The sequence below is a fragment of the Paeniglutamicibacter sp. ORCA_105 genome (genome assembly GCF_045798545.1).
In the GTDB taxonomy this organism is placed as follows: Bacteria; Actinomycetota; Actinomycetes; order Actinomycetales; family Micrococcaceae; genus Paeniglutamicibacter; species Paeniglutamicibacter sulfureus.
This window is the reverse complement of sequence record NZ_JBIXLM010000026.1, coordinates 41,557-66,349: the sequence shown is the minus strand read 5'-3', so window position 1 is coordinate 66,349 and position 24,793 is coordinate 41,557. Positions and strand designations below refer to the sequence as shown.

At 67.0% G+C, this 24,793-nt stretch carries 26 protein-coding genes; 7 read left to right on the top strand and 19 right to left on the bottom strand.

Annotated features, from left to right (window positions below):
- The first annotated feature begins 252 nt into the window (after positions 1 to 252).
- Complete coding sequence (locus tag ACIPUB_RS13520) at positions 253 to 1,269, top strand: NAD(P)H-dependent flavin oxidoreductase (RefSeq protein ID WP_407607854.1); 1,017 nt, start codon at positions 253 to 255, stop codon at positions 1,267 to 1,269.
- Between the two features lie 19 nt (positions 1,270 to 1,288).
- Here ACIPUB_RS13520 and panC read toward each other — a convergent pair whose 3' ends face one another.
- The 14 genes from panC to dacB all read right to left on the bottom strand — a co-directional run bounded on the left by panC (position 1,289) and on the right by dacB (position 14,797).
- Complete coding sequence (panC, locus tag ACIPUB_RS13515; RefSeq protein ID WP_407607853.1) at positions 1,289 to 2,224, bottom strand: pantoate--beta-alanine ligase; 936 nt, start codon at positions 2,222 to 2,224, stop codon at positions 1,289 to 1,291.
- A 34-nt stretch (positions 2,225 to 2,258) separates the two neighbouring features.
- The gene (locus ACIPUB_RS13510) at positions 2,259 to 3,155 is read right to left on the bottom strand and encodes a Rossmann-like and DUF2520 domain-containing protein (RefSeq protein WP_407607852.1); all 897 of its coding nucleotides are present in this window, start codon (positions 3,153 to 3,155) and stop codon (positions 2,259 to 2,261) included.
- On the bottom strand, positions 3,152 to 4,690 hold the full coding sequence (locus tag ACIPUB_RS13505) for a PH domain-containing protein (RefSeq protein WP_407607851.1): 1,539 nt from the start codon (positions 4,688 to 4,690) through the stop codon (positions 3,152 to 3,154). The genes ACIPUB_RS13510 and ACIPUB_RS13505 overlap by 4 nt, the downstream gene beginning before the upstream one ends.
- On the bottom strand, positions 4,687 to 5,199 hold the full coding sequence (locus ACIPUB_RS13500; protein WP_264270978.1) for a PH domain-containing protein: 513 nt from the start codon (positions 5,197 to 5,199) through the stop codon (positions 4,687 to 4,689). Before ACIPUB_RS13500 ends, ACIPUB_RS13505 begins: the two co-directional genes overlap by 4 nt.
- Positions 5,180 to 5,680: a DUF3180 domain-containing protein gene (locus ACIPUB_RS13495; protein ID WP_407607850.1), complete on the bottom strand. Its 501-nt coding sequence runs from the start codon at positions 5,678 to 5,680 to the stop codon at positions 5,180 to 5,182. Before ACIPUB_RS13495 ends, ACIPUB_RS13500 begins: the two co-directional genes overlap by 20 nt.
- A 4-nt stretch (positions 5,681 to 5,684) precedes the next feature.
- Positions 5,685 to 6,176 carry a 2-amino-4-hydroxy-6-hydroxymethyldihydropteridine diphosphokinase gene (gene folK / locus ACIPUB_RS13490; RefSeq protein ID WP_407607849.1) on the bottom strand — a complete coding sequence of 164 codons (492 nt, stop codon included), beginning with the start codon at positions 6,174 to 6,176 and terminating at the stop codon, positions 5,685 to 5,687.
- A 5-nt stretch (positions 6,177 to 6,181) separates the two neighbouring features.
- Positions 6,182 to 6,550 carry a dihydroneopterin aldolase gene (gene folB / locus ACIPUB_RS13485; protein WP_407607848.1) on the bottom strand — a complete coding sequence of 123 codons (369 nt, stop codon included), beginning with the start codon at positions 6,548 to 6,550 and terminating at the stop codon, positions 6,182 to 6,184.
- A gap of 22 nt (positions 6,551 to 6,572) precedes the next feature.
- Positions 6,573 to 7,490 (bottom strand): dihydropteroate synthase, encoded by a 918-nt coding sequence (gene folP / locus ACIPUB_RS13480; RefSeq protein ID WP_407607847.1) that lies wholly within the window; start codon positions 7,488 to 7,490, stop codon positions 6,573 to 6,575.
- An 11-nt stretch (positions 7,491 to 7,501) separates the two neighbouring features.
- Positions 7,502 to 8,113, bottom strand: a complete 612-nt coding sequence (gene folE / locus ACIPUB_RS13475; protein ID WP_372342948.1) for a GTP cyclohydrolase I FolE — start codon at positions 8,111 to 8,113, stop codon at positions 7,502 to 7,504.
- A gap of 30 nt (positions 8,114 to 8,143) precedes the next feature.
- On the bottom strand, positions 8,144 to 10,099 hold the full coding sequence (ftsH, locus tag ACIPUB_RS13470) for an ATP-dependent zinc metalloprotease FtsH (RefSeq protein ID WP_407607846.1): 1,956 nt from the start codon (positions 10,097 to 10,099) through the stop codon (positions 8,144 to 8,146).
- A 234-nt stretch (positions 10,100 to 10,333) separates the two neighbouring features.
- On the bottom strand, positions 10,334 to 10,885 hold the full coding sequence (hpt, locus tag ACIPUB_RS13465; protein WP_264270984.1) for a hypoxanthine phosphoribosyltransferase: 552 nt from the start codon (positions 10,883 to 10,885) through the stop codon (positions 10,334 to 10,336).
- A gap of 154 nt (positions 10,886 to 11,039) precedes the next feature.
- Positions 11,040 to 12,089: a tRNA lysidine(34) synthetase TilS gene (tilS, locus tag ACIPUB_RS13460; protein WP_407607845.1), complete on the bottom strand. Its 1,050-nt coding sequence runs from the start codon at positions 12,087 to 12,089 to the stop codon at positions 11,040 to 11,042.
- Positions 12,090 to 12,115: 26 nt separating this feature from the next.
- Complete coding sequence (locus ACIPUB_RS13455) at positions 12,116 to 13,264, bottom strand: zinc-dependent metalloprotease (protein WP_407607844.1); 1,149 nt, start codon at positions 13,262 to 13,264, stop codon at positions 12,116 to 12,118.
- A 108-nt stretch (positions 13,265 to 13,372) separates the two neighbouring features.
- Complete coding sequence (gene dacB, locus ACIPUB_RS13450) at positions 13,373 to 14,797, bottom strand: D-alanyl-D-alanine carboxypeptidase/D-alanyl-D-alanine-endopeptidase (protein WP_407607843.1); 1,425 nt, start codon at positions 14,795 to 14,797, stop codon at positions 13,373 to 13,375.
- 131 nt (positions 14,798 to 14,928) lie between these two features.
- On the opposite strand from dacB, the gene ACIPUB_RS13445 reads away from it, so the two are divergent.
- The 5 genes from ACIPUB_RS13445 to ACIPUB_RS13425 all read left to right on the top strand — a co-directional run bounded on the left by ACIPUB_RS13445 (position 14,929) and on the right by ACIPUB_RS13425 (position 19,337).
- On the top strand, positions 14,929 to 15,414 hold the full coding sequence (locus ACIPUB_RS13445) for an inorganic diphosphatase (protein ID WP_264270988.1): 486 nt from the start codon (positions 14,929 to 14,931) through the stop codon (positions 15,412 to 15,414).
- 160 nt (positions 15,415 to 15,574) lie between these two features.
- Positions 15,575 to 17,317, top strand: a complete 1,743-nt coding sequence (locus tag ACIPUB_RS13440) for a hypothetical protein (protein ID WP_407607842.1) — start codon at positions 15,575 to 15,577, stop codon at positions 17,315 to 17,317.
- A 94-nt stretch (positions 17,318 to 17,411) separates the two neighbouring features.
- Positions 17,412 to 18,095 carry a YczE/YyaS/YitT family protein gene (locus ACIPUB_RS13435; protein WP_407607841.1) on the top strand — a complete coding sequence of 228 codons (684 nt, stop codon included), beginning with the start codon at positions 17,412 to 17,414 and terminating at the stop codon, positions 18,093 to 18,095.
- A 90-nt stretch (positions 18,096 to 18,185) separates the two neighbouring features.
- Positions 18,186 to 18,800: a hypothetical protein gene (locus ACIPUB_RS13430; RefSeq protein WP_407607840.1), complete on the top strand. Its 615-nt coding sequence runs from the start codon at positions 18,186 to 18,188 to the stop codon at positions 18,798 to 18,800.
- Positions 18,801 to 18,920: 120 nt separating this feature from the next.
- Complete coding sequence (locus ACIPUB_RS13425) at positions 18,921 to 19,337, top strand: DUF1761 domain-containing protein (protein WP_407607839.1); 417 nt, start codon at positions 18,921 to 18,923, stop codon at positions 19,335 to 19,337.
- 21 nt (positions 19,338 to 19,358) lie between these two features.
- Here the strand turns inward: ACIPUB_RS13425 and ACIPUB_RS13420 are convergent, their stop codons facing one another.
- From ACIPUB_RS13420 to serS, 3 genes are all read right to left on the bottom strand, one after another.
- A complete protein-coding gene (locus ACIPUB_RS13420) occupies positions 19,359 to 19,790 on the bottom strand; it encodes a hypothetical protein (RefSeq protein ID WP_407607838.1) in 432 nt (143 codons plus the stop codon).
- A 168-nt stretch (positions 19,791 to 19,958) separates the two neighbouring features.
- Positions 19,959 to 20,810, bottom strand: a complete 852-nt coding sequence (locus tag ACIPUB_RS13415) for an HAD family hydrolase (RefSeq protein WP_407607837.1) — start codon at positions 20,808 to 20,810, stop codon at positions 19,959 to 19,961.
- Positions 20,811 to 20,991: 181 nt separating this feature from the next.
- Positions 20,992 to 22,278, bottom strand: coding sequence for a serine--tRNA ligase (gene serS, locus ACIPUB_RS13410; RefSeq protein ID WP_407607836.1), 1,287 nt, complete (start codon positions 22,276 to 22,278; stop codon positions 20,992 to 20,994).
- A gap of 38 nt (positions 22,279 to 22,316) precedes the next feature.
- Here serS and ACIPUB_RS13405 point away from each other — a divergent pair, with 38 nt between their 5' ends.
- A complete protein-coding gene (locus tag ACIPUB_RS13405; protein WP_407607835.1) occupies positions 22,317 to 23,360 on the top strand; it encodes a diacylglycerol/lipid kinase family protein in 1,044 nt (347 codons plus the stop codon).
- Between the two features lie 54 nt (positions 23,361 to 23,414).
- Here ACIPUB_RS13405 and pheA read toward each other — a convergent pair whose 3' ends face one another.
- Both pheA and ACIPUB_RS13395 read right to left on the bottom strand, forming a co-directional pair.
- On the bottom strand, positions 23,415 to 24,344 hold the full coding sequence (gene pheA / locus ACIPUB_RS13400; protein WP_407607834.1) for a prephenate dehydratase: 930 nt from the start codon (positions 24,342 to 24,344) through the stop codon (positions 23,415 to 23,417).
- On the bottom strand, positions 24,341 to 24,667 hold the full coding sequence (locus ACIPUB_RS13395) for a rhodanese-like domain-containing protein (protein ID WP_407607833.1): 327 nt from the start codon (positions 24,665 to 24,667) through the stop codon (positions 24,341 to 24,343). Before ACIPUB_RS13395 ends, pheA begins: the two co-directional genes overlap by 4 nt.
- Positions 24,668 to 24,793 lie beyond the last annotated feature (126 nt).

Sequence of the window (24,793 nt, the reverse complement as noted above, 5' to 3'; positions counted from 1 at the left end):
TTTGGAATTCTTTGCAATCGGCTCCGCGCTTCACCCTTTCGGGCTACGTTGCGGTGCTCGGTGCGAGAAATAACTCTACGCGCATCCGGCCCGAATGTCCAAACGGCAGGAACCCTCACCATCAACCGGCCAAAACCCCCGGAAAGTAGAGGCCCCGGCCCCGCTGGGGCTGCATTTCTCGGTCATTCCGTCGGAAACGTCAACTGAGCCCTGCATCACAACAGCGTCAGGGGTCGGCCATAGACTGAAAACATGCCTGATATTCCCGTAAACGCATCGCCCATTCAGAAATCCCTCAACCCATTGCAGCAGATACTCGGTTACACCGAGCCAATCTTCAACGCATCGATGGCCGGTGCGGCCGGCGGCGCACTGGCTGCAGCCGTTTCTGCCGCCGGAGGCTTTGGCACGCTGGGCATCGGTGGCAATGCCACCAAGGAGTGGATCGACAACGAGGCAACACTTGCCGCATCATCCGGTCGGGGGTGGGGCGCCGGACTCATGGCCTGGGTCCTGGCAAAGAACCTTGAACCGCTGGAGCAGGTGTTGGATCACGGCCCTTCCTTCGTCTGCATCAGCTTTGGGGAACCCGGACCCGCCGCATCCCTTGCACATGAGTCCGGCGCCTTGGTGGGCATGCAGGTCGGGAATGCAGCAGAACTTTCCCGCGCACTGGAAGACGACATCGATGTGGTGATCTGCCGGGGGAATGAGGGAGGAGGTCATGGACGCAATGAGGTGTCCACCCTTCCCCTGCTTCAGCTGGCATTGGAACGAACCGGCAAGCCCGTCATTGCCGCGGGAGGATTGGCCACGGCCGCCGGGGTCGCCGCCGTACTGGGTGCCGGCGCATCGGCCGCATGGATCGGAACGCGTTTCGCCGCCGCGACGGAATCGACCAGCCACCGCAACATCAAGGATTCCATCGGGGCGGCCGGCCTGGATGACACCGTCTACACCCGCGCCTTTGACATTGCCCAGCGCATTGACTGGCCGGTTCAATACGGCGGCCGGGCCTTGCGCAACGACTTCAGCGACACCTGGGCCGAGAACCTCGAGGCCCTCAGTGCCGCGGTGAAGGCAGACGATTCCCTGACCAAATCGATCAACGGCGCCCGCGCCGAGGGAGACACCTCCCTTGCTCCGGTCTATGCCGGCCAGTCTGCGGGGCTTTCGACTACGGGGCAAAGCGCCGCGGAAATCGTCGCGGACCTCGCACGTTTCCGGTCGCTGTTGCGGCAGGCTGCCCGCCGATGGGACACGAAGTAGGCGAACCGGGCCGGCAGGCTCAGTAGCCCAGCGGCATGTTGTCGATCAGGCGGACCTGGCCGACCTTCGCCGCCACCAGCAGCAACCCCTCACCGGTGAACGGGGTGTCCTGGCAATTGAAGGCCAGCTCCTGCAAGGTACGCGGGTCAACCAACTCGAAGTAGTCGAGCTCCACCAGGGGTTCCATCTCGAAGAGTCCCGCGGCGTCCTCCAGATACAGCGGTTCATGCCGTTCGGCCCGCTCCTTGACCAAGCTCAATGCCCGGTGGATGACCAGGGCCGCCTTGGCCTGCTCCGCGGTGAGGAAGTGGTTCCGGCTGGAAAGGGCCAGTCCCTCGGCGCTGCGGATGATGGGCACCGAGCAAATTTCGACCGGGTAGTTCAGGTCGGCCACCATGCGGTTGATGAGCACCAGCTGCTGCGCGTCCTTCTGTCCAAAATACGCGCGATAGGAAACGGGTACCCCAAGCGTGGCGGGCGGCATGGCAAAGTGGAGCAGCTTGGCCACCACGGCGAGCATCCCGTCGAAGTGGCCCGGTCGCGAAGCGCCCTCGAACTTCGATCCCAGTTCCCCCGAATCGATCTTGATCAGTGGGCGGCCGTCGGGGTAGACCGTCGAAGCCTGTGGGGCAAAGACGATGTCGGCGCCGGCGCGGGCCAGGATCTCGACGTCGGCCTCGAGGGTGCGCGGATATCTGGCAAAATCCTGCGCATCGTTGAATTGCAGCTCGTTGACGAAGATGCTGACCACCAGCACGTCGTTGTGCGCCCGGGCGGTGGAAACCAGGGACTCGTGGCCCGAGTGCAGGGCTCCCATGGTGGGCACCAGCCCCAAGGTTGCGGTGCCCTGCTCCGGGGCATTGAACTCGATGGCCCGGGCAATCGCCGCCGAAAGCTCGGCCGCCGTGCGGACGATGCGGGGAGTGCGGCTGACGGTATCTGCTGGTGTGCTCACCGGCCCAGTTTATCCGCGGGTTCCGCCGATGGCCCTAGTGTGTCGGTGCGCCCAATGCGGCCAGGATCCCGTCGAGGGTCTGCCGGTTGATCAACCCGCGGGCATGGGCGCGCAGCGCGGTCGCCCGGCTCATGGCCAGGTAGCCCTCCCGGGTGTCCTCACCGATGTCCTCTCCGGCCAGTGCGGCCCGGTGCGCGGCAACCGTCTGCACATCCCCGCGGGCCACCGGCCCGGTCAGCGCGCCCTCCCCTGAGGCCAGCGCATTTTCCAGCGAGGCACGCATGAGCGCGGACAGCACCCGCTCGGGATGCTCGACGCCGATGCCCGCCAAGATGCCCGCCGCCTGCCCGGCAACCGTCACCAGGTGGTTGGAGGCGTGCGACAGCGCCGCGTGGTACTTGACCCGGTCCTCCTCGTCGATGACCACCGGCTCGCCTCCCATTTCCACCACGAGCGCCTGGGCGATGGGAAGAACCATATTCGAGGCGGTGACCCCGAAGACGCAATCGCCGAGCCGCTCCAGGTCCATGCTCATCCCGGTAAAGGTCATGGCCGGGTGGATGGCCAGCCCGATGGCGCCGGCTGCCATTGCCGGAGCCAGCACCTCGGTGCCGTAGCGCCCGGCGGTGTGCACCACCAGCTGGCCCACCTGCCAATGTCCGGCCGCAGCGAGCCCTGAGACCAGGTCCGCCAGCGCGTCGTCGGGCACCGCCAGGATGACCAGTTCGGCGCGGCGCAGGATCTCCGGGATCTGCAGCACCGGGACATCGGGAAGGAGCAGCTCCGCTCGTTCGAGCGAGGACTCGGAGACCGCGTGGACCCCGATGACTTGGTGCTCGGCCGCGCGCAGCGCCGCACCCAGCACGGCGCCGACCTTGCCGGCGCCAATGACGCCCACTCCCAGCCGTCCCGGCTTGCCCGTGTTTCTCATGCGTCTCCCAGCCAGTGGTTCGAGTCCGTTTGCTTCCGTGCCGCGGCGGCTCGGTCTGCCTGTTCAAGAAACAGGTCCCGTCCAGCATCGATGTCGAGCTGGCGCACCACCGGCACCACCGGCCCGGGGATCGTGGCAAGGGCCAGGTCAACCACGCCCATCCGCCGGGCCAGGGGGCCCTGGCGCAGGGAAAGCCCTTGGGTGCGGGCGTGCGGAACGATGGCGATGGTGCGGTGAAGCGCGCCGTTGCGTGCCACCAACGCGGTGTCGGTCAGCGCGTAGCCCTGCCGGCGGTAGGCCAGGAGCGCGAGCGGGCGGATCCGGGGAGGGGAAACCACGAAGCCGTGCGCTGTGCCGCTGCCGTTGATGGCGGCGGCAAAGAATTCGCGCGGCGCCTCCACCCCGGGGGACGGCAGCACCACCGAGAGCACCGCGAGCACGTCCTCGTAGGTGCCCACCGGCAGCAGCACGCTGCGTTGCTCCGCGTCGTTCGCGGCCCCTCCCCCGATGCCCGCGACATTGACCGCGACCTTGTACCAGCCCATCGGACGCCAGAAGAGGGGGGCGGAAACCTTGATGGCCTGCACCCGCCCCGGGGGCACCGTTTGGTGGCGGGTATCCAGCAGCCCGTAGCCCACGCGCAATCCGTCGGCACTCGTGGCGGCCTTGAAGTTGTAGCCGGTGTTGAGGTTGTTCCACAGCGCGCCAGCCATGCCCAGCAGCGCCGGAAGCAGGTAGAACGGCGCGAAACCCTCGATGTTGGACATGGCGATGGCCAGCCCGATAAGGCCCAGCACCATGAACACCGTGGACGGGCGCAACAGGATGGAACCGACCAGCCGGCCCAGCGGGACGCTGGCGACCACGCGTTCGCTCGCTGCCCGGGGGCCGCGCGGCGCCGCATCGGCGGGCGGGAACCTCGCATCCGCCATTTGCCCGGGTTCCGGAAACTGGCCACCGGCGGGCCCCGGCTCGCCGGCCGGTGCAACCGGTGGCGGGGAAACATTGGTTGCCTGCAGCCCCGCGGCGCGGGCCAGGATGGCGTTGCGCAGTTCGTGGGCCTCGGAAAGCTTCACGAAGGCCAGGTTCATGGCGGCGGAGCCGGAGTCTGCGACGTCGAAGCGCAGCTCGGCCAGCCCGAAAATCCGGGCGACCAGCGGCTGGGCAATGTCGATCGACTGAACCCGGTCGATGCGTGCCTGGCGCTGCTGGCGGAAGACCATGCCGGAATTCACGTTCACGTGGCGCTCGGTGATCTGGTACTTGGTGAACCACCAGGAGCCGAAGAATCCCAGCAGGATCAGCAGCAGGATGCCGCCGCCGATGAGCAGCGAAACCAGCAGCGGGGCGCCGGAGACAAAATCGGGTCCGCGGCTTGGTTCCTCCTCGCCGAAGAAGGAGGAGAGGGTGTTTTGCCCGTAGACGAAGGCGATGGCCACCACGGCGAGCCAGCCGCGCACCAAGGGCGAGACCGGGTGGACCCGGTGCCACGGCACCTCGGGTGCACCGGGCTCAGGGGCGGATGGGGGATTCACAGCCCGGCCAAACGCGATTCGCCGCGGGCCGCAAGCTGCTCGCGCAGGCGCGTGCCCTCTGCCAGGGGCAGGCCGGGGATCTCGGCGGTGGCGTCGGCCGCGGCGGTGTGCAGCTTGACCTTGCACAGTCCCAGCATCCTGTCGATGGGTCCGACGGCCACGTCGACGAATTGCATCCGGCCGTAGGGAACCACCAGCACCCTTTGGAACATCAGCCCCTGGCGCACCAGCAGGTCGTCCTCGCGCTCGGCATAGCCGATCGCTGCAACCTGGCGCGGAATCAGCACCAGGCGAATGATGTCGATGGCCACCGCCACCGCGGGGATGGCAATGGCCAGCCAGAGCGGGAAGCCGGTCCACACCCCGAACCGGTTCAGCACCAGCGGCATGCACAGCACCGCCAGCGTCACCAGCGCGCCAATGCCCCAGCCCACCATGCGGACCTTTGCGTAGCTCGGGGACACCCGGGTCCAGTGGATCCCGGCCGGGTCAATTGGTTCCTGCTGCATAGCCTTCCTCGTCCTCGCCCTCGGTCTTGGCCGCCGGGTCCGAAGGATCTTCCGGGGGCAGCTTGCAGAACTGTTCCACAACCCATCCCACGATAACCATCACCAGCGCACCGCCGATCATCACCAAGGATGATTTCACCGCCTCGCTGCCCAATCCTGCCGCGGTGACCAGCCCCAGCAGGATCCCGCCGTGCCATCCGGCGATGGTGGACCCGGCATACACGCTGGCCTGGGCCAGCACCAGGGTCCTGGCCGCGGCAATCGGGTCCACCCGCCTCTTGGTCCGCCCGGAGGTGTAGAGCTTGATGCGGATGCCCATCACCAGCGTGATCAGGCAGGCAGCGCCCATGGACACCAGCGAGGTCCAGTGCAGCACCGGCACCGGGTAGCCGCGGGTGGTGGCCAGGATCTGCAGGGCGTAGCCGGCGACGACGCCGATCACCAGCACCGTGAAGACCCACAGGGGCCGCAGCGAGTTCATCGGCCTAGGCCTCCACTTCGGCACGTTTGATGCCCGGGGTGTCCGCCGCGGCGGCGGCCAGCTCGGCCACCGGCGTCCCGGCCAGCGTGGCGTCGGGTTCCATCCAGGACCAGGGCAGCAGCACGAAACCGCGCGTCGCGGCCCGCGGGTGCGGCAGCGTCAGCACCGGGTCGTCGCTGGTTTGCCCACCGTAGGTGATCACGTCGATGTCGAGGGTGCGCGGGCCCCAGCGCACCTCGCGGGTGCGGTGGTGTGCCTGCTCAATGGCCTGGCAGGCTGCCAGGAGCCCCAGCGGGGCCAGGTCGGTGTTGATGCGCAGCACCAGGTTCAGGAAGTCGGGTTGGCCTGCGGGCCCGCCCACGGGCTTGGTCACCGCGGTGTCGGAGACGCACACCACCTCGATTCCCGGTGTGGCGGCCAGTTCGGCAACCGCGGCCTGGAGCGTTCCGGCACGTTCGCCCAGGTTGGAACCCAGGGCAAGGATGCAGGAAACCATTCGGTTCACTCCCGTTCGCGGTGGATGTGGATCGTGACGTCGGAAAAGGTCACGGTGATCGGTGCCTTGGGCTTGTGCACGATGACCTCGACCCCCGAGGCGGTGGGGAAGGAACCCAGGATCGCCGCGGCGGTTTTTTCCGCCAGCGTCTCGATCAGGTCCCAGGGACCGTCCTGGATCTGGGCGACCACGAGCTCGCCGAGTTCGCCGTAGTGCGCGGTGTCGGCGACATTGTCGCTGGCCGCCGCCTTCCGGATGTCGGTGTGCAGCACGACGTCGAGGGTGAATGGCTGCCCGTCGCGCTTCTCGTGCTCAAAGACGCCGTGGTGCCCGATGGCGGTGATGCCGCTCAGGGTGATGGTGTCGCTGCGCATGGTGTTCCCCCGGCCGGGCTTCCTAGAGTGCCGGGACGCGGGCCGCGGACCAGGCGTGGGCGACCTTGATGGCGTCGAGGGACGAGGGAACGTCGTGCACGCGCACGCCCCAGGCACCGTTGGCGGCAGCAAGCGCGCTGGTGGCGGCGGTCGCTGCGTCGCGTTCGGTCGGTGCGGCGGGCTTGCCGTCGACGGTCAGCAGGGCGCCCAGGAAGCGCTTGCGGCTGGTGCCCACCAGGACGCGGTGGCCCAGCGCGGTGAAGCGGTCAAGGGCATTGAGCAGTTCCCAGTTGTGCTCGTGGTCCTTGGCGAAGCCCAGCCCCGGATCCAGGATCAATGCCTCGGGCTTGACGCCGGCGGCAACAAAGCGCTCGCGAAGCGCGAGCATCTCCTCGATGACCTCGGAGACCACGTCGGTGTAGTTGGCCTCCGTGACCATGGTGGCGGCGTCCCCGCGGCGGTGCATCAGCACGTAGGGGGCGCCGGTCTCGGCCATGAGAGCCGGCATGTCCGGCTCGTGCGTCAGCCCGGAGACGTCGTTGATGATGTGCGCGCCGGCCGCCAGGGCGGCGCGGGCAGTGGAGGTGTGCATGGTGTCGACCGAGATGATCGCCCCTGCCTTGGCCAGCGCCGTGATGACCGGCAGGATGCGCTTCTGTTCCTCGTCGGGGTCCACGGGCTCGGCGCCGGGGCGGGTGGATTCCCCTCCGACGTCGATGATGTCTGCCCCGCCGTAGTACATGCGCAGGCCGTGGGAGATGGCGTCGTCGGCGCTCTTGTACTTCCCGCCGTCCGAGAAGGAATCCTCGGTGATGTTCAGGATGCCCATGACCAGTGTGCGGTCGGCGGGCAGGTCGGCCAGGGTGCGGGCCGTGATCTTCTTGATGACCGGCAGCGGGCTGGTGGCCGGACCGGTTCCGGGGATTGCTCCAAGTGACATGGGGGTGTTACCTACTTTCCGAGGATGAGGCTCATGGCCTCTGCGCGGGTGGCCGGTTCGCGTAGCTGGCCACGCACGGCGCTGGTGACGGTCTTGGCGCCCGGTTTGCGGACGCCCCGCATGGACATGCACATGTGTTCGCATTCGACGACGACCATGGCGCCGCGCGGGTTCAGGTGCGCGACAAGTGCGTCAACGATCTGCGTGGTCAGTCGTTCCTGGACCTGCGGGCGGCGGGCGTAGACCTCCACCAGCCGGGCCAGCTTGCTCAGGCCAGTGACCTTGCCCTCCGGGCCGGGGATGTAGCCGACGTGGGCGCTGCCGTGGAACGGCACCAGGTGGTGTTCGCAGGTCGAGTAGAACGGGATGTCCTTGACCAGGACCAACTCATCGTGTTCGATGTCGAAGGTCGTGGCCAGGAGGTCCGCCGGGTCCTCGTGGAGCCCGGCAAAGAACTCCGCATAGGCCTTGGCCACGCGCTTGGGCGTCTCCAGCAGCCCGTCGCGCTGAGGGTCCTCGCCAATGGCATGCAGGATCTCGCGCACGGCGTTTTCAATGCGGACCAGGTCCACGCCGCCGGCGCGCTGGACGTTGTCGTCTTCAAGCTGATCGATCTCGTTCACCCTCAGATCCTAGCGTGTGTGTGCGATGGGTTACTCGCCGGTGACGTCGCCTGACGTTGCAGCTGCCGCATCGGCGGCTATTTCCTTCGCGGAGAGGACGGGTCCGGCCGCGTGGACGGGGCGGCTGTCCTTGCTCAGCCAGACGTCGCGCTCGGGACGCTTGGTGAGGTCGTGGAAGATTTCCTCGATCTCCTTCTGGTTCAGCGTCTCATGCTCGAGCAGGGCCAGCGCCAGGCGGTCAAGCACGTGGCGGTTCTCGGTCAGCGCGGCGTAGGCCTCGTCGTGTGCGGTGTCGATCAGTGCGCGGACCTCCTCGTCGACCACGTTGGCCATGGCGTCGGAGTAGTCGCGGCTGGAGGGCTGCCCGTACATGGCATCCCCGGAGGAGGAACCCAGCTTCACGGCGCCCACGCGCTCGCTCATGCCGTAGTCGGTGACCATCTTGCGCGCGGTGGCGGTGGCCTTCTCGATGTCGTTGGAGGCGCCGGTGGAGGGGTCGTGGAAGACGATTTCCTCGGCCACGCGCCCGCCCATGGCGTACGCCATCTGGTCCAGCAGCTCGTTGCGGGTCACCGAGTACTTGTCGTCGTCGGGCACCACCATGGTGTAGCCCAGGGCGCGTCCGCGCGGCAGGATGGTGACCTTGGTGACCGGTGCGGTCTGCCGCATGGCGGCTGCCACCAGCGCGTGGCCGCCCTCGTGGTACGCGGTGATCTTGCGCTCGTGTTCCTTCATCAGGCGGCTGCGCTTCTGCGGGCCGGCCATGACGCGGTCGATGGCCTCGTCCAGGGCGCGGTCGTCGATCAGCTGGGCGTTGGAGCGTGCGGTGAGCAGCGCTGCCTCGTTGAGCACGTTGGCCAGGTCGGCACCGGTGTAGCCGGGGGTCTTCTTGGCAACTGCCTTGAGGTCGACGTTGGTGGCCATCGGCTTGCCCTGGGCGTGGACCTTGAGGATCTGCTCGCGGCCGATCATGTCCGGTGCCTCCACCGGGATCTGTCGGTCAAAGCGGCCCGGGCGCAGCAGCGCGGGGTCCAGCACGTCGGCGCGGTTGGTCGCGGCGATCAGGATGACGTTGGTGTTGGCGTCGAAGCCGTCCATCTCGACCAGCAGCTGGTTGAGGGTCTGTTCGCGCTCGTCGTTGCCGCCGCCGATGCCGGCGCCACGGTGGCGACCGACGGCGTCGATCTCGTCGACGAAGATGATGGCGGGGGAGTTGGCCTTGGCCTGCTCGAAGAGGTCGCGGACGCGGGAAGCGCCGACGCCGACGAACATTTCCACGAAGTCCGAGCCGGAGATCGAGTAGAAGGGGACGCCCGCCTCGCCGGCGACGGCCTTGGCCAGCAGGGTCTTGCCGGTGCCCGGAGGGCCGTACAGCAGCACGCCCTTGGGGATCTTGGCCCCGACGGCCTGGAACTTGCCCGGTTCGCGCAGGAACTCCTTGATTTCGTGGAGTTCCTCCACTGCCTCTTCGGCACCTGCAACGTCGACGAACGTCACCTGCGGCATGTCCTTGGTGATCAGCTTCGCCTTGGACTTGCCGAATTGCATGACCTTGGATCCGCCGCCCTGGGAGCGGGAAAGGATGAACCAGAACAGGCCCACGATCAGGATCATCGGGATCATGAAGCCGAGCATGGAGGTGAACCAGTTGCTCTGCACCGGCTGGTCGGTGTAGCCGGAGAGGTTGGCCTCGTTGACCGCATCCACCACCTGGGTGCCGCGCGGCTGGGAGTAGAAGAACGAGACGTTCGTGCCCTTGTCCTCGCCGTCGAGGTTCAGCGGGTCCTTCAGCGTCAGGTCCACGCGCTGCTCGCCGTCGAAGATCTTCGCCTCGGTGACCTTGTCGTCCCTGAGCAATTGCATGCCGACGGAGGTGTCGATGCGCCCGGAGTTGCCGCCCAGAAGCGTCGGCAGGAAAATCAGCAGCACCGCGGCGCCAAGCAGCACCCATACGATCCAGCTGTTGAAGATCTTTTTCGCGTTCATTGATTGGGGGTCCCGCCCCATCCCTCCTGCTTTCGGGCACTGGCGGCCCGGGCGCCTGGGCGACGCCGGTAATCTTGCTACACGCTCATTAAGTAAACGCCCTATTTGATACCCACGGATGGGCAAGGCGATAAGTTCCCCTTTGGGCGTAAGAACACCAATGGCCGCCCCCGGGAACCGGAAACGGCCATGGCACACCACAAAAGGGATGCTGGAGCGGGCTGGTGCCGCCGGCTACTGGTAGACGTGCGGTGCCAGGGTCCCGATGAAGTCCAGGTTGCGGTACTTCTCGTCGAAGTCCAGGCCGTAGCCGACAACGAATTCGTTGGGGATCTCCATGCCGACGTACTTCACGTCGATCTCCACCTTTGCGGCCTCCGGCTTGCGCAGCAGGGTGCAGATCTCGACCGAGGCCGGGCCGCGGGAGTGCAGGTTGGCCAGCAGCCAGGACAGCGTCAGGCCGGAGTCGATGATGTCCTCGACGATCAGCACGTCCTTGCCCAGCAGGTCGGTGTCGAGGTCCTTGAGGATCCGCACGACGCCGGAGGACTGGGTACCCGAACCGTAGGACGAGACCGCCATCCAGTCCATGGTCACGTGGCTGTGCAGCGCGCGGACCAGGTCGGCCATGACCATCACGGCGCCCTTGAGGACGCCGACAACCAGGATGTCCCGGCCTTCGTAGTCGGCGTCGATCCGGGCGGCAAGCTCATTGATCTTGGCCTGGATTTCTTCCTTGGTGTAGAGGACATGCGCCAAATCGGCGCTGACATCTTTCGAATCCACGAGGGCTCCTGGTTCTGGGGTCGGCGATATACCGGTCGAAGGGGGTTTTCCACCCACGAACTAGAGTGCCACAGTCTGGCTTGCGGTGCGGAGCGCGGCACCCCCGAAGTTGCCGCGACTTGGCGGCAGTCGGCCCCGTGGTGTGAGGCAATTCTCACCCGTCGCCGGGCCGCAGGCCGCTGGCGTCCAGCCGCAGGAAGGGCGCGGCGCCGGCGGGAAGCCTGGCTCCGGCGATCCGGGTGGCCTCCACCGGGCCCTCCAGCTGGATGGGGCCGGCGGATTTCGACCCGAGGACCAGCGCGTTCAATGCCCGCAGCCGTTCGAAGTCCGGTGCCGGTGCGCCCAGCCGCACCACGGACAGGCGCAGCGCGCGGGTGCGCAGGGGCTCGGGCATGGCCCGCAGCCGGGCCAGGTGGATGGAGGACACCGCGGAGGCGGCGGCCGAGGCCTCCTCGGCGAGTGCCGGGCCCGGGGCGAGGACGGCGTCGTGCAGCGCGCTGGCGGCCAGCCCGTCGAGGTATTCGGCGTCGGCGCGCGCCAGAGCCGCGGTGCGTGCCAGGGCGGCGGGCACCTGGTCCCCCAGCACCGAGCGCAGCACCGGCATCAGCTCGTGGCGCACCCGGTTGCGCAGGTAGCGCGGGTCGGTGTTGGTCGGGTCGTTCCAGTATTCGAGCCCCTCGTGCCGGCAGATCGCCTCGACATCCGCCCGTCCCAGGCCCAGCAGCGGGCGCAGGTATTGCCCGCGTGCCGCCGGCATCCCTGCCAGCGAGAGCGTCCCGGAGCCGCGCGCCAGGCCGAGCAGCACCTGTTCGGCCTGGTCGTCGAGGGTGTGGCCAAGCAGCACGTGGCCGGCGCCGCTGTCCTCCAGCGCCCGGGCAAAGGCGGCATAGCGCGCAGTGCGCGCCGCCTGTTCACTGCCGCCGTCCACCTCCACCGGGAGGACCAGCACCTCGTCCAGGCCCAGGGCCCGGCATTGGGCTGCTGCCCGTTGCGCCACCTCGGCGCTGCCGGGCTGCATCCGGTGGTCGACGACGACCGCCCCCGCGTCGATCTCCCGCGCCCGGTGCAGGAAGGCCGCCGCGGCAGCAAGCGCCAGCGAATCGGCCCCGCCGCTGCAGGCCACCAGCACCTTGCCGCCGGGCGGCACCATGGCCCGGATCGCGTTGCGGGCATCGGCCAGCACCCGCGGCAGCTTTCCGCCCATCGTCGTCCCTCCCGTGGGGCTTGCCGCTAGTTGCCTGCCGGGGTCTGGTCCCCGGCAGGTGATCCGCCCATGCGCGCCACCCACGCGGCGGGGTGGTGCAGTTCGTGTTCGGTGGGCAGGTTCTCCGGGCCCTCCCAGACCCGGTTGAAGCCCTCCATGCCCATGAGCTTCACGGCACGGGAGACGAAGCGCTGCCCATCGGCATATTGGCGCATCTTCGCATCCAGGCCCAGCAGCTTGCGCAGCCACTTCTCCACCATGCCGCGGTCCTTGCCGCGGGCGCCGAAACGCTGGCGGATGGTGCGCACCGAGGGCACGATCGAGGAGTCCACGGCGTCCATCACCACGTTGGCGTGTCCCTCCAGCAACGACATCACCGCGGTGATGTGCGAGAGGATCGCCTTCTGCTCGCCGGTGCGCAGGCCCGCCAGCAGCCCGGTGTCCCCGCTCCCGGGGCGGCCGGCGTCCGCTGCTTCCAGGTCCTTCTTGCCGCGGATGACCTCGGACGCGGCGGCACGCAGCCGCTCGCCCAGGGCCTCGGGTTCGGCCAGCAGCGAGGCCAACAGCTCCGCGATCTTTGACTGCAGGTGCTCGCGCAGCCAGGGTGCTGCGGCGAACTGCACCCGGTGGGTCTGCTCGTGCAGGGTGACCCAGAGCCGGAAGTCGTCGGTGTCGACCTTTAGTTCCCGCTCGATGGCCACGATGTTCGGCGCCACGAGCATCAGCCGGCCGCCGGAGGGCAGGTCCGCGCGCAGCAGGCCCGCGAAGGGGTCGTACTGGCCCAGCACCTTGGAGGACATGAAGGCCAGGATGGCGCCCATTTCCACGCCGGTGGCCGTGGAGGAAAGCACCTGGGCGGCCTCGCTGATCTTTTCGCCGCGGGTGACGGCCAGGTGCTCCATGGCGGGCCCCAGCATCGCCTCGAAACTTTGGGTGTTCGCCTTGGCCCAGCCGGGCCGATCGACGATGAGCACCTGCGAGTCGCGCAGGTCCGCGGCCGCCTCCAGTCCGGTGATGCGGTGCACGTGTTCGACCGATGCGTCGGCCTTGGCGCGCAGGTCGGCGACCACCGCCGCAATCTCGGTGCCGGTGAGGCTCGGGCCCGCGCCGACCAGCTTGGCCGCTGTGCCGGCGGCGAGGTCCCAATTGATCAGCCGGAATTCGGTGGTGTCCATGCCTTCCATCCCATCACGCTTTTGTCCCGCACGGCGTGATTGCGCGCTGGGCCAAAAAACTTTTGCCCGCCCGGCCCGCCCGGCCCCCCGGCGGCCCGGCCGGCGGGACTAGCGGCATCCGCAGCCGGTGAGCGCCGCGGCCGCGGCATCGAGCGTTGCCCGGTTCGGCCCGATGGAACGGTCGCTGGTGTTCACGAAGAACGAGAAGGCCAGCAAGCGGCCGTCCCGGGTCACGGTGAGCCCGCTGAGGCTGGAGACCTCCATGAGCGACCCGGTCTTGGCGCGCACCAGCCCGCGCGTCTGCGCGGCACCCAGCCGGGTGGACAGGGTCCCGGTGGCGCCTGCAACCGGCAGGCCGTAGCTGAGGTTGCGCAGCGACGCATGTTCGGAGGTGGCCGCATACGCCAGTGCCCGGGCCAGGGCCAGGGGTGCGACGCGGTTGGTGTTGGCCAGGCCGGAGGTGTCCCTCAGCTCAATCCCCGTGGTGTCGATGCCCAGGTCCGCGATCACCTGCGTCACCGCGGCGGCGCCGTGCGCGTAGTCGCCGGTCTGCCCCAGCTCCACCGCGACGAGGCGGCCGAGCGCCTCGGCCACGTAGTTGTCCGAGACCTCCAGCATGAACCTGGTTTGTTCACCCAGCGTGGCGGAGCTGACGGCGGCCAGCTCGGTGCCCTGGACTCCGGGGTCGGCGCGCGTGACCTCGATGGCGACCTGCGGGCCTCCGTCGGCCGTGCCCATTGCCGCGCGCAATGCCTTGGCAAAGGCCGTCGCCGCATGCATGCCCGGGTCGCCCACCCGTTCCGCCTTCGGATTGGCATTGGCGCGCGCCGCGTACATGGCGACGGGGGAAAGCGGCGCGATGTTGTTGGTGCTGACCAGCGATGCGTCCCAGTCGGGGTTCAGCGCGGGGCCGGCAAAGAGCGAGTCGTCGAGCTCGACGGACAAGGCATCCCCGGTTTCCCCGGCCGCGTGGGCCTGGCGCAGGGAGGTCGCGGCCCGCTTTGCGAGGGTTTCGAGACCTGCCCTGCCGCTGGTGGATGCCGATCCAGTGCCGGACCCCAGCAGCACGTCTCCCCCGCCCACCAGCACGACGGTGTCCGGGTCCTTGAGCACGGCCTTGGTGGTGAAACGATGGCCCTCGCCGAAGACGTGGGTGGCGGCAATGGCCGTGAACACCTTCAGGCTCGAGGCCGGGATGCCCGGCTGGTTGCCGGAAAGCGAATACAGTTCCTCGCCGCTTGCCACGTCGAGGACGCCGGCGCTGACCGAGACGTCGGCCGGGGAAGACGACAGGATCGGATCCAGTGTCGCGGCAAGCGCTCCGGCAACGGGTGCAGGGGCCGCGGGATCAAGCGGCGGCAGAGCCATGGCGCCGACGGCGGCGAGGTCCGGGGCCACCGGCTGTGCGGCGGACGGCTTCGACGCGGCACCCGAGGCCATGACCGGGATGAGGAAGAACGCCAGCAGCCCCAGCAGCAACCCGGCAACGATCGAGGTGATGCCCAGACGCTGGATTTGGCTCGCATGCTTCATTCAACATCCCCGAAATCGTCGTAGTCTGCGTGCGCCATATACCCTTAAGCGCAGCTACCTAAGACTAGACGGCAATCGGACGCGCCCGCGTCCGCACATGCCGCTGGTCACGAGAGTCGAGGAGACTTTTTATGAGCCACGACGTCACCATCGAGATCCCCGCCGGATCGCGCGTGAAGTACGAGATCGACCACGAGACCCACCGCCTTCGCCTGGATCGCGTGTTGTTCACCTCCATGCAGTACCCGACGCACTACGGCTTCTTCGATGACACGCTGGGCGAAGACGGCGATCCGCTGGACGCACTGGTCTTCATCCCGGGCGTCGACCTGTTCCCGGGCGTCGTCGTGGAGTCCCGCCCGATCGCCGTGTTCAACATGACCGACGACGGCGGCGGAGACGCCAAGCTCGTGTGCGTTCCTGCCGACAAGCGCTTTGACCACATCCAGGAGTTCGAGGACCTCGACGGGTGGCTCGTGAAGGAAATCGAGCACTTCTTCCTGCGCTACAAGGACCTGGAGCCGGGCAAATGGGTCAAGGCCGAGGGCTGGATGGGCCGCGCCGAGGCCGAAGCCGAGCTGGAACGCTCGATCGAGCGTTACAAGGCCCAGGCCTAACCGCTCCACCGCACCACACCCGCGGGGCCGGGTCCGAAGGCTGCGCCACCGGCGCGATCTCCGGACCCGGCCCCGCGTTGTTTCCTGCGGTGCTGTGCGGTTGTCCACATCCCCGCGCACCATTGCCCCGCCACGGCCCCGGCGTCGCACACTGGAGAACATGGACACGCGGCGGCTCATTGAGGCCCTCACCGGCGATGGTGGCGATCCGGGACACCGAGTGTCGCCGGCCCGGAAGCTGCGCCTGTTTTCCGCGCTGTCCCTGCGACTCGCGGAACTTGCCGCCGAACTGGCCGCGGAGATCGCCTCCCCCACCGAGGCTGCCCTTTTTGCCCACGACGTCGAGCGCACCCACCGCCAGGCCGAAATCGCGCAGATCCGGGCGGCACACACGGCCCAACGCACCCTTGTACAAGACCTGCCCGCCGAAAACCTTGAATGGGCGCGTGCCACCGCGGCGGATCCGGTAGCTTTCATCCGCGGGGAGCGGGCCGTGCCCCCGGACCCGGCTACCGTCCCAACCGGGATCATGCCGTTCAAGGACACCTGCGATTTCCTGCAGCATTCACTGCACCTGCCCCGCTTCGCCGCCCGGAACCGGCTCCACGCCGCAAACGCCCTGCTCCCGCACGCCGATGTCCACGGCAACCAGTGCGCACCGCGCTACCCGAAGCTCGCCGAACAGCTCCACGCCGGAACCGCGTGCCTGGGCGCCACGGCCGCCGCAGCACGCAATCTCGACGCCCTCACCCCGGCCATCGCCGCCCAACCCGCGCCGCACCGGCTCGCCGAGAGGATCGAGGAAAGGGTCGCCAGCTCCGTGGCCGCCGGCATCCCCCAGGACACCCGGCGTCTCTTCACTAACCTGTCCGATGAACTCGAGAACGCCGCCTCCGCCGACCAGCTGCCCACCCCGCAGGAAATCCAGGCGAAGACCGGCATCTTCATCACCAAACGCACCCGCCAGTTCACGTATATGTCCCTGTGCCTGCTCAACGCCGACGCCGAAGTCTTCCTTTCCCATTTCGCGGCCTCCGACAATCCCCGCACGCTGGCCGGCAACCGTGACGCCCTGGCGGCCGCAGCCACCGGGATGAACCCCGCCGCCGCTGCAGGCGGTGCATCTGCTACCCGTGAATCCGCTGACAAGGGCACCGCGGAAGGCACCTCCGGAGCCACTGATGGCCCCGACTGGTTCACCCGTACCGAGGGAGCCGCCGTCGAAACCCTCGACGGCCCGGCATCCGGCTCCGGATCGCCGCCGGGTTTCGATCCGAACCTCGCAGGCTCCCCCAATAGCATCTTTCCCGGCCAGGACGGACTAACCCCTCCCCAACGCCACCTGCAAACCGTGCTAAACCTCATGCGCGCACCAACCAAACCGCCGGGCAACGGAGCCACCGGGCTGCCTACAGCCCAACTGATCATCCACTGCCGCCTCGACACCCTCCTCGGCCTTGCCACGGGCAACGGCTGGAGCGCCCACGGACTCGAAATCCCGATCAGCGACGTCCGAAGACGCCTCGCCACCGATGGGACGATTCCGCTGGTCCTGGGCGGCCAAGGAGAAATCCTCGACGTCGGCCAGGAAATGCGCTTCGCCCCGGACCACATCAGACGGGCCGTGCTGGCCCGCGACGGCGGATGCTTCTACCCCGGCTGCACCGTCCCGCCCGAACACCTGGAAATGTGCCACATCGACGGTTTTGCCCAAGGCGGGCACACCAGCGTCCACAAATTCACCCCCGGCTGCACAAGCCACCACCACATGGCCGACAACGGACTGCTCGAACTAGTCATCCACAACGGCATCCCGCACGTCGTATTGCCCAAGCACCTCGACCCTGAACAGCTACCGCGTCGCAACACCTACTGGCCGCAGAACCAGGCCGCTCTCTTCTAGGGGCGGACGTCCGGCCCCCCTTAGTTCCCGGGGCCACGGCCCACCCCATGACGAAGGATTTTTTCGGGCACGGATTGTGGGAGATGCTGATGGCATGACCAAGGCCGCACCACGTGAACTCGCCCAGCTGACCCCCATCGAACAATTGCGCGCGGGACGGCTCCCGTTGCGCATGGTTCAGCTGTTCGTGGGCTTGACACTCTTTGGCGCGGCCATGGCCGGGTTCGTCCGGTCGGGGCTCGGCCTGGCCCCATGGGACGTGCTCCACTACGGCGTCACCCTGCACACCGGACTCAGCCTGGGGACCGTGGTGATCGTCTTCGGATTCCTGGTGCTGTTGCTGTGGATCCCCTTGCGGCAGATGCCTGGCCTGGGCACCATTGCCAACGTCGTCTGGATCGGCGTTTCGGCAGACATTGGGCTGGCGCTCATTCCCCAAGTCCACGGCCTGCCCGCACAGCTGGCCCTCTTTGCCGGGTCACTACTGGTGAACGGACTCGGCGGCGGGATGTACATCGGCAGCCAGCTTGGCCCGGGCCCGCGAGACGGATTGATGACCGGGCTGCATGCGCGCACCGGAGTCAGCCTTCGGTTGGCGCGAACCGGCGTCGAGGTCACCGTGCTGGTCATCGGCTGGTTCCTGGGCGGGATCGTCGGTTTCGGCACCATCCTGTACGCGCTGGCCATCGGCCCGGTTACCCAATTTTTCCTGCGCTTCTGCATCATCGAGCTGCTGCCCGAAAGGACCACCGCGCAAGCCCCCACGGCCACGCCCTAGGGTCCCCGGCCACCCGGCGGTCACCTGTCCAGGGCACTCTCACCGGCGTTTATCCAGACGGAGTCGGCGTTTCGCTGCATAATTGGGACTGTGTACCTCGTAACCCTCAGACAACGTGACCGGCGTTCCGACGGCGATCTCACCGATGAAATGCTCCGCACCCTGGCCGGAATTGCCACGTTGGCCCCGTTCCAGCGCTCCGGGCCGTCCCTGCTCGTCGGCGTCCCCGAACGCGCCGAAGACGCCGTCGAGGCGACTCTTCGCGCGCTGCGCAGCAACCAATGGCTGGTCGGCCTCGGCGTCGGCAGCCTGTATGAACCGGTGCCGCGCGAGGCGCAATACCTCCAGGGCACGGCGCTGGGCTACGCCCATACCGCCGTCGAGCGTTCCGGACACACCGGGGAACGGGTACCGCTGAGTGTCATTGGCCCCGAGGCCTCCGTCGCCGCCGAAGCCGAGGCGGTGCTGCGCCTGCTCGGACAGATTGTCAGCACCCGCAGCAGTGCCGAGTGGGCGGTGCTCGATTTGCTCACTCCGGGGGCTCGCGGCCAGCAAAAGCATGTCGCGACGGAGCTGGGCATCACCGCCCAAGCAGTCTCCAAGGCCGTGGTCCGATCCGCATGGGTCGAGGAATGGGCGGCACGCCCGGCGGCCGCCAGGCTGTTGCGCTGGATTGATTCGCCCCACGCGCCCGCCGACCTCTAGACGGCGTCAGATTTTTCCAGTTCCCTAGTCGACCTGTGGTTTTGGACGTAGTATCGGCGATATTGATGTCCCATACGAGGGGAGGGAATCCGCCCCGCACGATGACATGAGGAGCAAACGATGGTTCCCGAAATCAATTGGATTGCCGTAGTTCTTGCCACGCTTTCGACCATGGTGGTTGGTAGCATCTGGTACACCCCGAAGGTATTCGGCAACTACTGGATGAAGGCGGCCAAGGTAATCCCCGGTGAGGCCAAGGGCGCCGCTATCCCGATCGTGGTGACTCTCATCGTCAGCTTCATCAGCGCCTGGGTCCTGGCCGGTGCCACGTACCTGTCCTTCGACTTCTACGGCGGTTCTTACCTCACCAACGCCCTGTTGACGGCCCTGATCCTGTGGGGCGGCTTCACAGCGGCGCGTTTCATCACCCATGACGCCTTCGAGGGCCGTCCCGTGGGACTCACCGCACTGAACTGCCTCCACGAGCTGGTGACGTTCATGGCGATGGGCTTGATCATCGGGCTATTCGGCGTCTGATCGGAAGCGGTAGCCCCCGGGTTACTTACTCGGGGTCGGCGAGGGCAGCGGTTCCTGCTCGAACTCGAGCCATCCGATCGTGTAGTTTCCGCCGCGCTCGAACACGTCAAAACGCTCGCCCTCGGGGTGGCTCGGGGTGCTCAAGGTCAGTTGGGACCAGTGACCCATGGTCGAATCCGGAACGGGTTCCACGCTATAGCCGGCGGCAACGCCGAGCCGCTCGAACTCTTCGCCCAGCCTGTCGAATTGTTCGCCGACGGTATCGGTCCCGCCCGTGGTGGTCACCCTGCACGCCTCGATTTGGTCCCCTGCCAGGGTCGAGTCCACCAGATGGTCCATGGCCTGTTCAATGTCGGGTTTTCCGGTGTTGCAGATGGCGTCGGGAGAAGTGCATCCGGTCACCAACACCCCGGCACCGAACAGGGACAGGGCAAGGATTCCGGCGCGTTTCATGGGTTTAAGCATAGCCAGTGAATCGGATACACGTGCCAGCGGCCCATCACCTGAACCAGGGAACGGCCAGGGGAGTCCATGTGATTGCACCGGAACCTTGGGCGGCTTAAGTTGAACGTCCGCCACGGCAAGGTGCCGTGGCGGACGTTCTGGGTCTCAGCCGAGACCTCAGGCTGCCTTGGGCATCAGGAAATCCTGCAGGACCTTCGCCAGTCCGTCATCGTCCACGCCGGCTGCGATTTCATCTGCCACGGCCTTGACCTCGTCTGGGGCCTGGCCCATGGCCACGCCCCGACCGGCCCACGACAGCATCTCGATGTCGTTGCGGCCATCGCCCACGGCAATGGTCTGCTCGATGTCGAACCCGCGCGCCTTGCGCAGCGCCTCGAGGCCACTGGCCTTGGTGACGCCCTCGGCGGCGATGTCCAGCCAGGCCGTCCAGCCCACCGAATAGGTGACTCCTGAAAGTCCGAGCGTGCCGACTGCATCGCCGAATTCTTCGGCGGTGGCGTCGGTGGAGAAGACCACGAGGCGAACGGCCGTGGCTTCAAGCATCTTGTCCAGCGTCACCGGGGTTGCGACGACGCCGAAGCTGGCATCCTCGAAGCGCTCTGTGGAAAGGAATTGCCCTTTGTCGTCCTCTAGTGCGTACTTCGCGGTGGGCAGCGCCTTGAGCAGTGCACGCAATGCGGGAGCCGGGTCGAAGGTCTTGCGTTCGATGATTTCGTAGCCGTCTTCCAGGGTGGTGTCGATGCGCACAGTGACGCCGCCGTTGCAGCAGACGGCATAACCGTTCTCGATGCCGAGCATTTGGATGACCGGCAGTGTTGCACCGAGCGAGCGCCCCGTGGAAATGACGACCTCGTGTCCGGCCGCGACGATGGCGCGGGCCGAGTCCTTGACCGCCGGGCTCATCTCCCCGACGTGGTTGACCAGGGTGCCGTCGACGTCAAGGCAGATCATGTGGGTTTCGGTTGCTTCTGACCGGTCTTCGATGCCGGTTCTTGTCATAACTGTCATTTATCCAGTGAAGCATCAAAATCACTTCCTGGGGATGAGCCAGCCCACAATGTGTCGTGAACGATGCATGAATGTCTTCCGAACCGCCGGGTTCCCTGCCAGTGTTTCCGGTGGTTAACGCCCGTTGGGAGGAGGCATGTGCCTCCTCCCAACGGGATGATTCGCGCCTTCGTTCCTTGGCCTACAGGACGGGAAGAACTTCCATGCCGCCCAGGTACGGGCGAAGCGCCACCGGCACGTTGACCGAGCCGTCGGCGTTCTGGTGGTGCTCAAGGATGGCCACGATCCAACGGGTGGTCGCCAACGTGCCGTTGAGCGTTGCCACCGCACGGGTCTTGCCGGGCTTGCCGTCGGCGCCTATTTCGCGTTCGCGGATGTTCAGGCGGCGTGCCTGGAAGGTGGTGCAGTTGGAGGTGGATGTCAGCTCGCGGTACGCGTCCTGGGTCGGGACCCAGGCCTCGCAGTCGAACTTCCGCGCCGCGCTCATGCCCAGGTCCCCGGCCGCGGTGTCGATGACGCGGTAGGGCAACTCGACCTTGGCGAGCATCTCCTCTTCCCAGGCCAGGAGCTTGGCGTGCTCAGCCTCGGAATCTTCCGGGTTGCAGTAGACAAACATTTCCAGCTTGTTGAACTGGTGCACGCGGATGATGCCGCGGGTGTCCTTGCCTGCCGATCCCGCCTCGCGGCGGTAGCAGGAGGACCAACCGGCATAGCGCGTCGGACCGGCCGACAGATCAAGGATCTCGCCGGCGTGGTAACCGGCCAGGGCGACCTCGGAGGTTCCCACCAGGTAGAGGTCGTCGCGTTCGAGCTTGTAGATCTCGTCGTCGTGTTCGACGTCGAAGCCAGTCCCCTGCATGGTTTCGGGGCGCACAAGCGTCGGGGTGATCATGGGGATGAAGTCGTTTTTGACTGCCTGGTCCAGCGCCATGTTCATGAGCGCGATTTCCAGGCGGGCGCCGATGCCCTTGAGGAAGTAGAACCGGGAACCGGAGACCTTCGCGCCGCGTTCCATGTCGATGGCGCCGAGCAGCTCGCCGAGCTCCAGGTGGTCGCGTGGCTCGAACCCTTCGGCGGAGAAATCACGCGGGGACCCCACGTGCTTGACGACAGTGAAGTCGTCCTCGCCGCCGGAAGGCACCCCGTCCAGGATCAGGTTCGGGATGGAGCGCTGCAGTTTCGTGTACGCCTCGGACGCGGCGTCGGAGAGAGCCTGGGCCTCCTTGACGTTCCTGGCCAGATCCTTGACCTCTGCCAGCAACGCCTGCTTTTCCTCGCCCTTGGCCGCACCGACCTTCTTGCTGAAGGCATTCTGTTGGGCACGCAGCGCCTCAAAGGATGCAATCGACTCGCGGCGCGCCGTATCGGCGGCCAAAATCGCATCAATCAGGGACTCATCCGCCCCGCGGGCGCGCTGCGATGCGCGGAAGGTATCTGGATTTTCACTGAGTAGTTTCACGTCGATCACGACCTAAGCCTAGCAATGCCCGTTAGTCTGGGGAGACTATGCAACGTAATCGACTCATTGCCCTGATCAGCGCCGGCGCCGCGGGCGCGGCAGCAACGCTCAGCTGGCTTTCCGTGCGCGGTCTCGTGGATCGCAATCGTCCGGTATCCCTGGCTCCCGTCGCGGGCATCGCCACGTCCGCACTCAAGGTTGCGTTGGTGGTGAATCCAAGCAAGCTGGGAATGGACGAAGCGATAGCCGCCGTGCATCATGTGTGCGCCGAGGCCGGCCTCGTGGATCCCTTGGTCTATGAGACCACGGTTGACGACCCGGGACAGGGCGCCGCCCGAGAGGCCCTGGAAGCCGGCTGTGACGTTGTCATTGCGGCGGGAGGTGACGGCACCGTCCGCGCCGTGGCCGAGGTCCTGCGTGACACTGATGCCACCCTCGGGTTGATTCCGCTGGGGACGGGGAACCTGCTGGCCCGCAACGTGGACGTGCCGCTCGAGGACATTGACACCGCGGCGTTCGGGGCCGTTCGGGGACCCGTGCGCACCATTGACACCGGATCGATCACCTTGAACCACCTCGACGGAAGCGCCAGCGAGCATGCATTCCTGGTGATCGCGGGCGTTGGCACGGATGCCGATGTCATGGACGACACCAACGAGGAACTCAAGGCCAAGGTTGGCTGGCTGGCCTATTCGGAGGCCGGTTTCCGGCACCTCCCGGGCAAGCGCAAGAAGATCTCGATCGCCCTGGACGGTGGGTCCGAACAAACCCGCAGCGTTCGTTCGGTGCTCTTTGCCAATTGCGGGAAGCTGCAGGGCCTGGACCTGGTTCCGGAGGCAAAGATCGACGACGGCGTCTTGGACGTGGTCGTGCTCAGCCCGCGCAGCGCCGCCGGGTGGGGCTGGATTTTCCTCAAGACGGCATTCCGTGCCCGCGGTGCAATCCCGGTGATGGGCTTCTATCCGACCGCAGCGCTTAACGTCCGTTGCCACGAGCCCATGAACACCCAGATCGACGGTGACGCGACGGGGCTGGTGACCGGGCTCGAAGTCAAGGTGAAACCCGCGTCACTGAAGATGCGCTTGGGCTAGCGATCCGCCCAAGGTTTCCGGGGCGGGCAGCGCCCGCGCCGGAAATCCTCGAACCTAGTTGGCCAGACGCGTTTTGAGGCTGTGAACCCACGCGTGCGCCTTGGAAAACGCGTCGTCGGAGTTGTGCGCATCCACCGAAGAGGAAAGCCCTTCGGCCGCCGGGTATGATCCCAGGAACCGCAGGTCCGGGCAGACCCGGTGCAGGCCGGCCAGTGCGTCAGCAACGCGTTCCTGCGCCAGATGCCCGTCGACGTCCACGGAGAAGAAATACTTTCCCATGCCCTCACCCGTGGGTCGGGACTCGATGCGGCTGAGGTTGACCCCGCGCACCACGAACTGTTCCAGGATGTCCATGAGGGCTCCAGGCCGGTCCTCGGCCAGCGGCAAGATGACGGTGCTCTTGTCCACTCCGGTCGGCGCCGGGATCGGCCCCGGGCGGGCGACCAGGACGAACCGGGTGACGGCTCCCTGGTAGTCTTCGATGCCTTCGCGCAGGATCTTCAGTCCGCGTTCCCGGGCCACCAGCGGCGAGCAGATCGCCGCGTCGTGTCCGGTTTCATCGTCGAGCAGGCCGAGCGCACCTGCTGCCGTGGAGGAGGCGGGGACGAATTCCGCGCCCGGAATATTCGCTTCGGCCCAGCCGCGGCATTGCGCCCACGCATGGCCGTGCGTGGAAACGGAGCGGATCTGCTCGAGGGAATCAATGTTTTGGCGCACCGCCAGGACGAAGCTGATGGTCACCAGGGCCTCGCGCATGATCTGCAGGGCCTCCCCGGTGGCTATGGCATCCAGCGTGGCGGACACCCCACCCTCCACCGAGTTCTCGATGGGCACCATGGCCGCGTCGGCTTCTCCGCTGCGGACCTTGTCAAGTGCCGCGTTGACGTTGGCCGACGGGATGCGTTCGGCGTCCCGGGCACCGGGAACCTGCAGCAGGGCGGCCTCGGTGAAGGTTCCCGCAGGACCCAAATAGGTGTAGATCATCGGACGTTGGGCTCCTGCCCGTTTTCGCTCTCCAGCGGCAGCCCGGCTTCGAGCCAGGCACCTGAACCGCCGGCAATGTTGAAGGCGCAGTATCCCTGGGAGACCAGCCATGCCGCGGCCTGTGCCGAACGGCCGCCGGTGCGGCAAATGATGTAGGCGTCGGTGTCCGGGTCAAGTTCCTCGAGGCGCAGCGGCAGGTCGGCGAGCGGGATGTGAACGGCGCCCGTGGCGTGTCCCTCGACCCACTCGTACTCTTCGCGGACGTCAAGGATCAACGCGTCGGCGGGAACCTGATCGACCGATACCGTTTCGAAATCACTCATGACTCTCCTTTGGCTCACCAGTTGTTGTGTTGCCCACCAGCCTAGCGCCCGGGCGTGTTGGGCTATGGATTCAGTGAAGCGGATGTTGCGCCGCACCACACCCGCGCTGGCGGGCGTCGAGCCGTA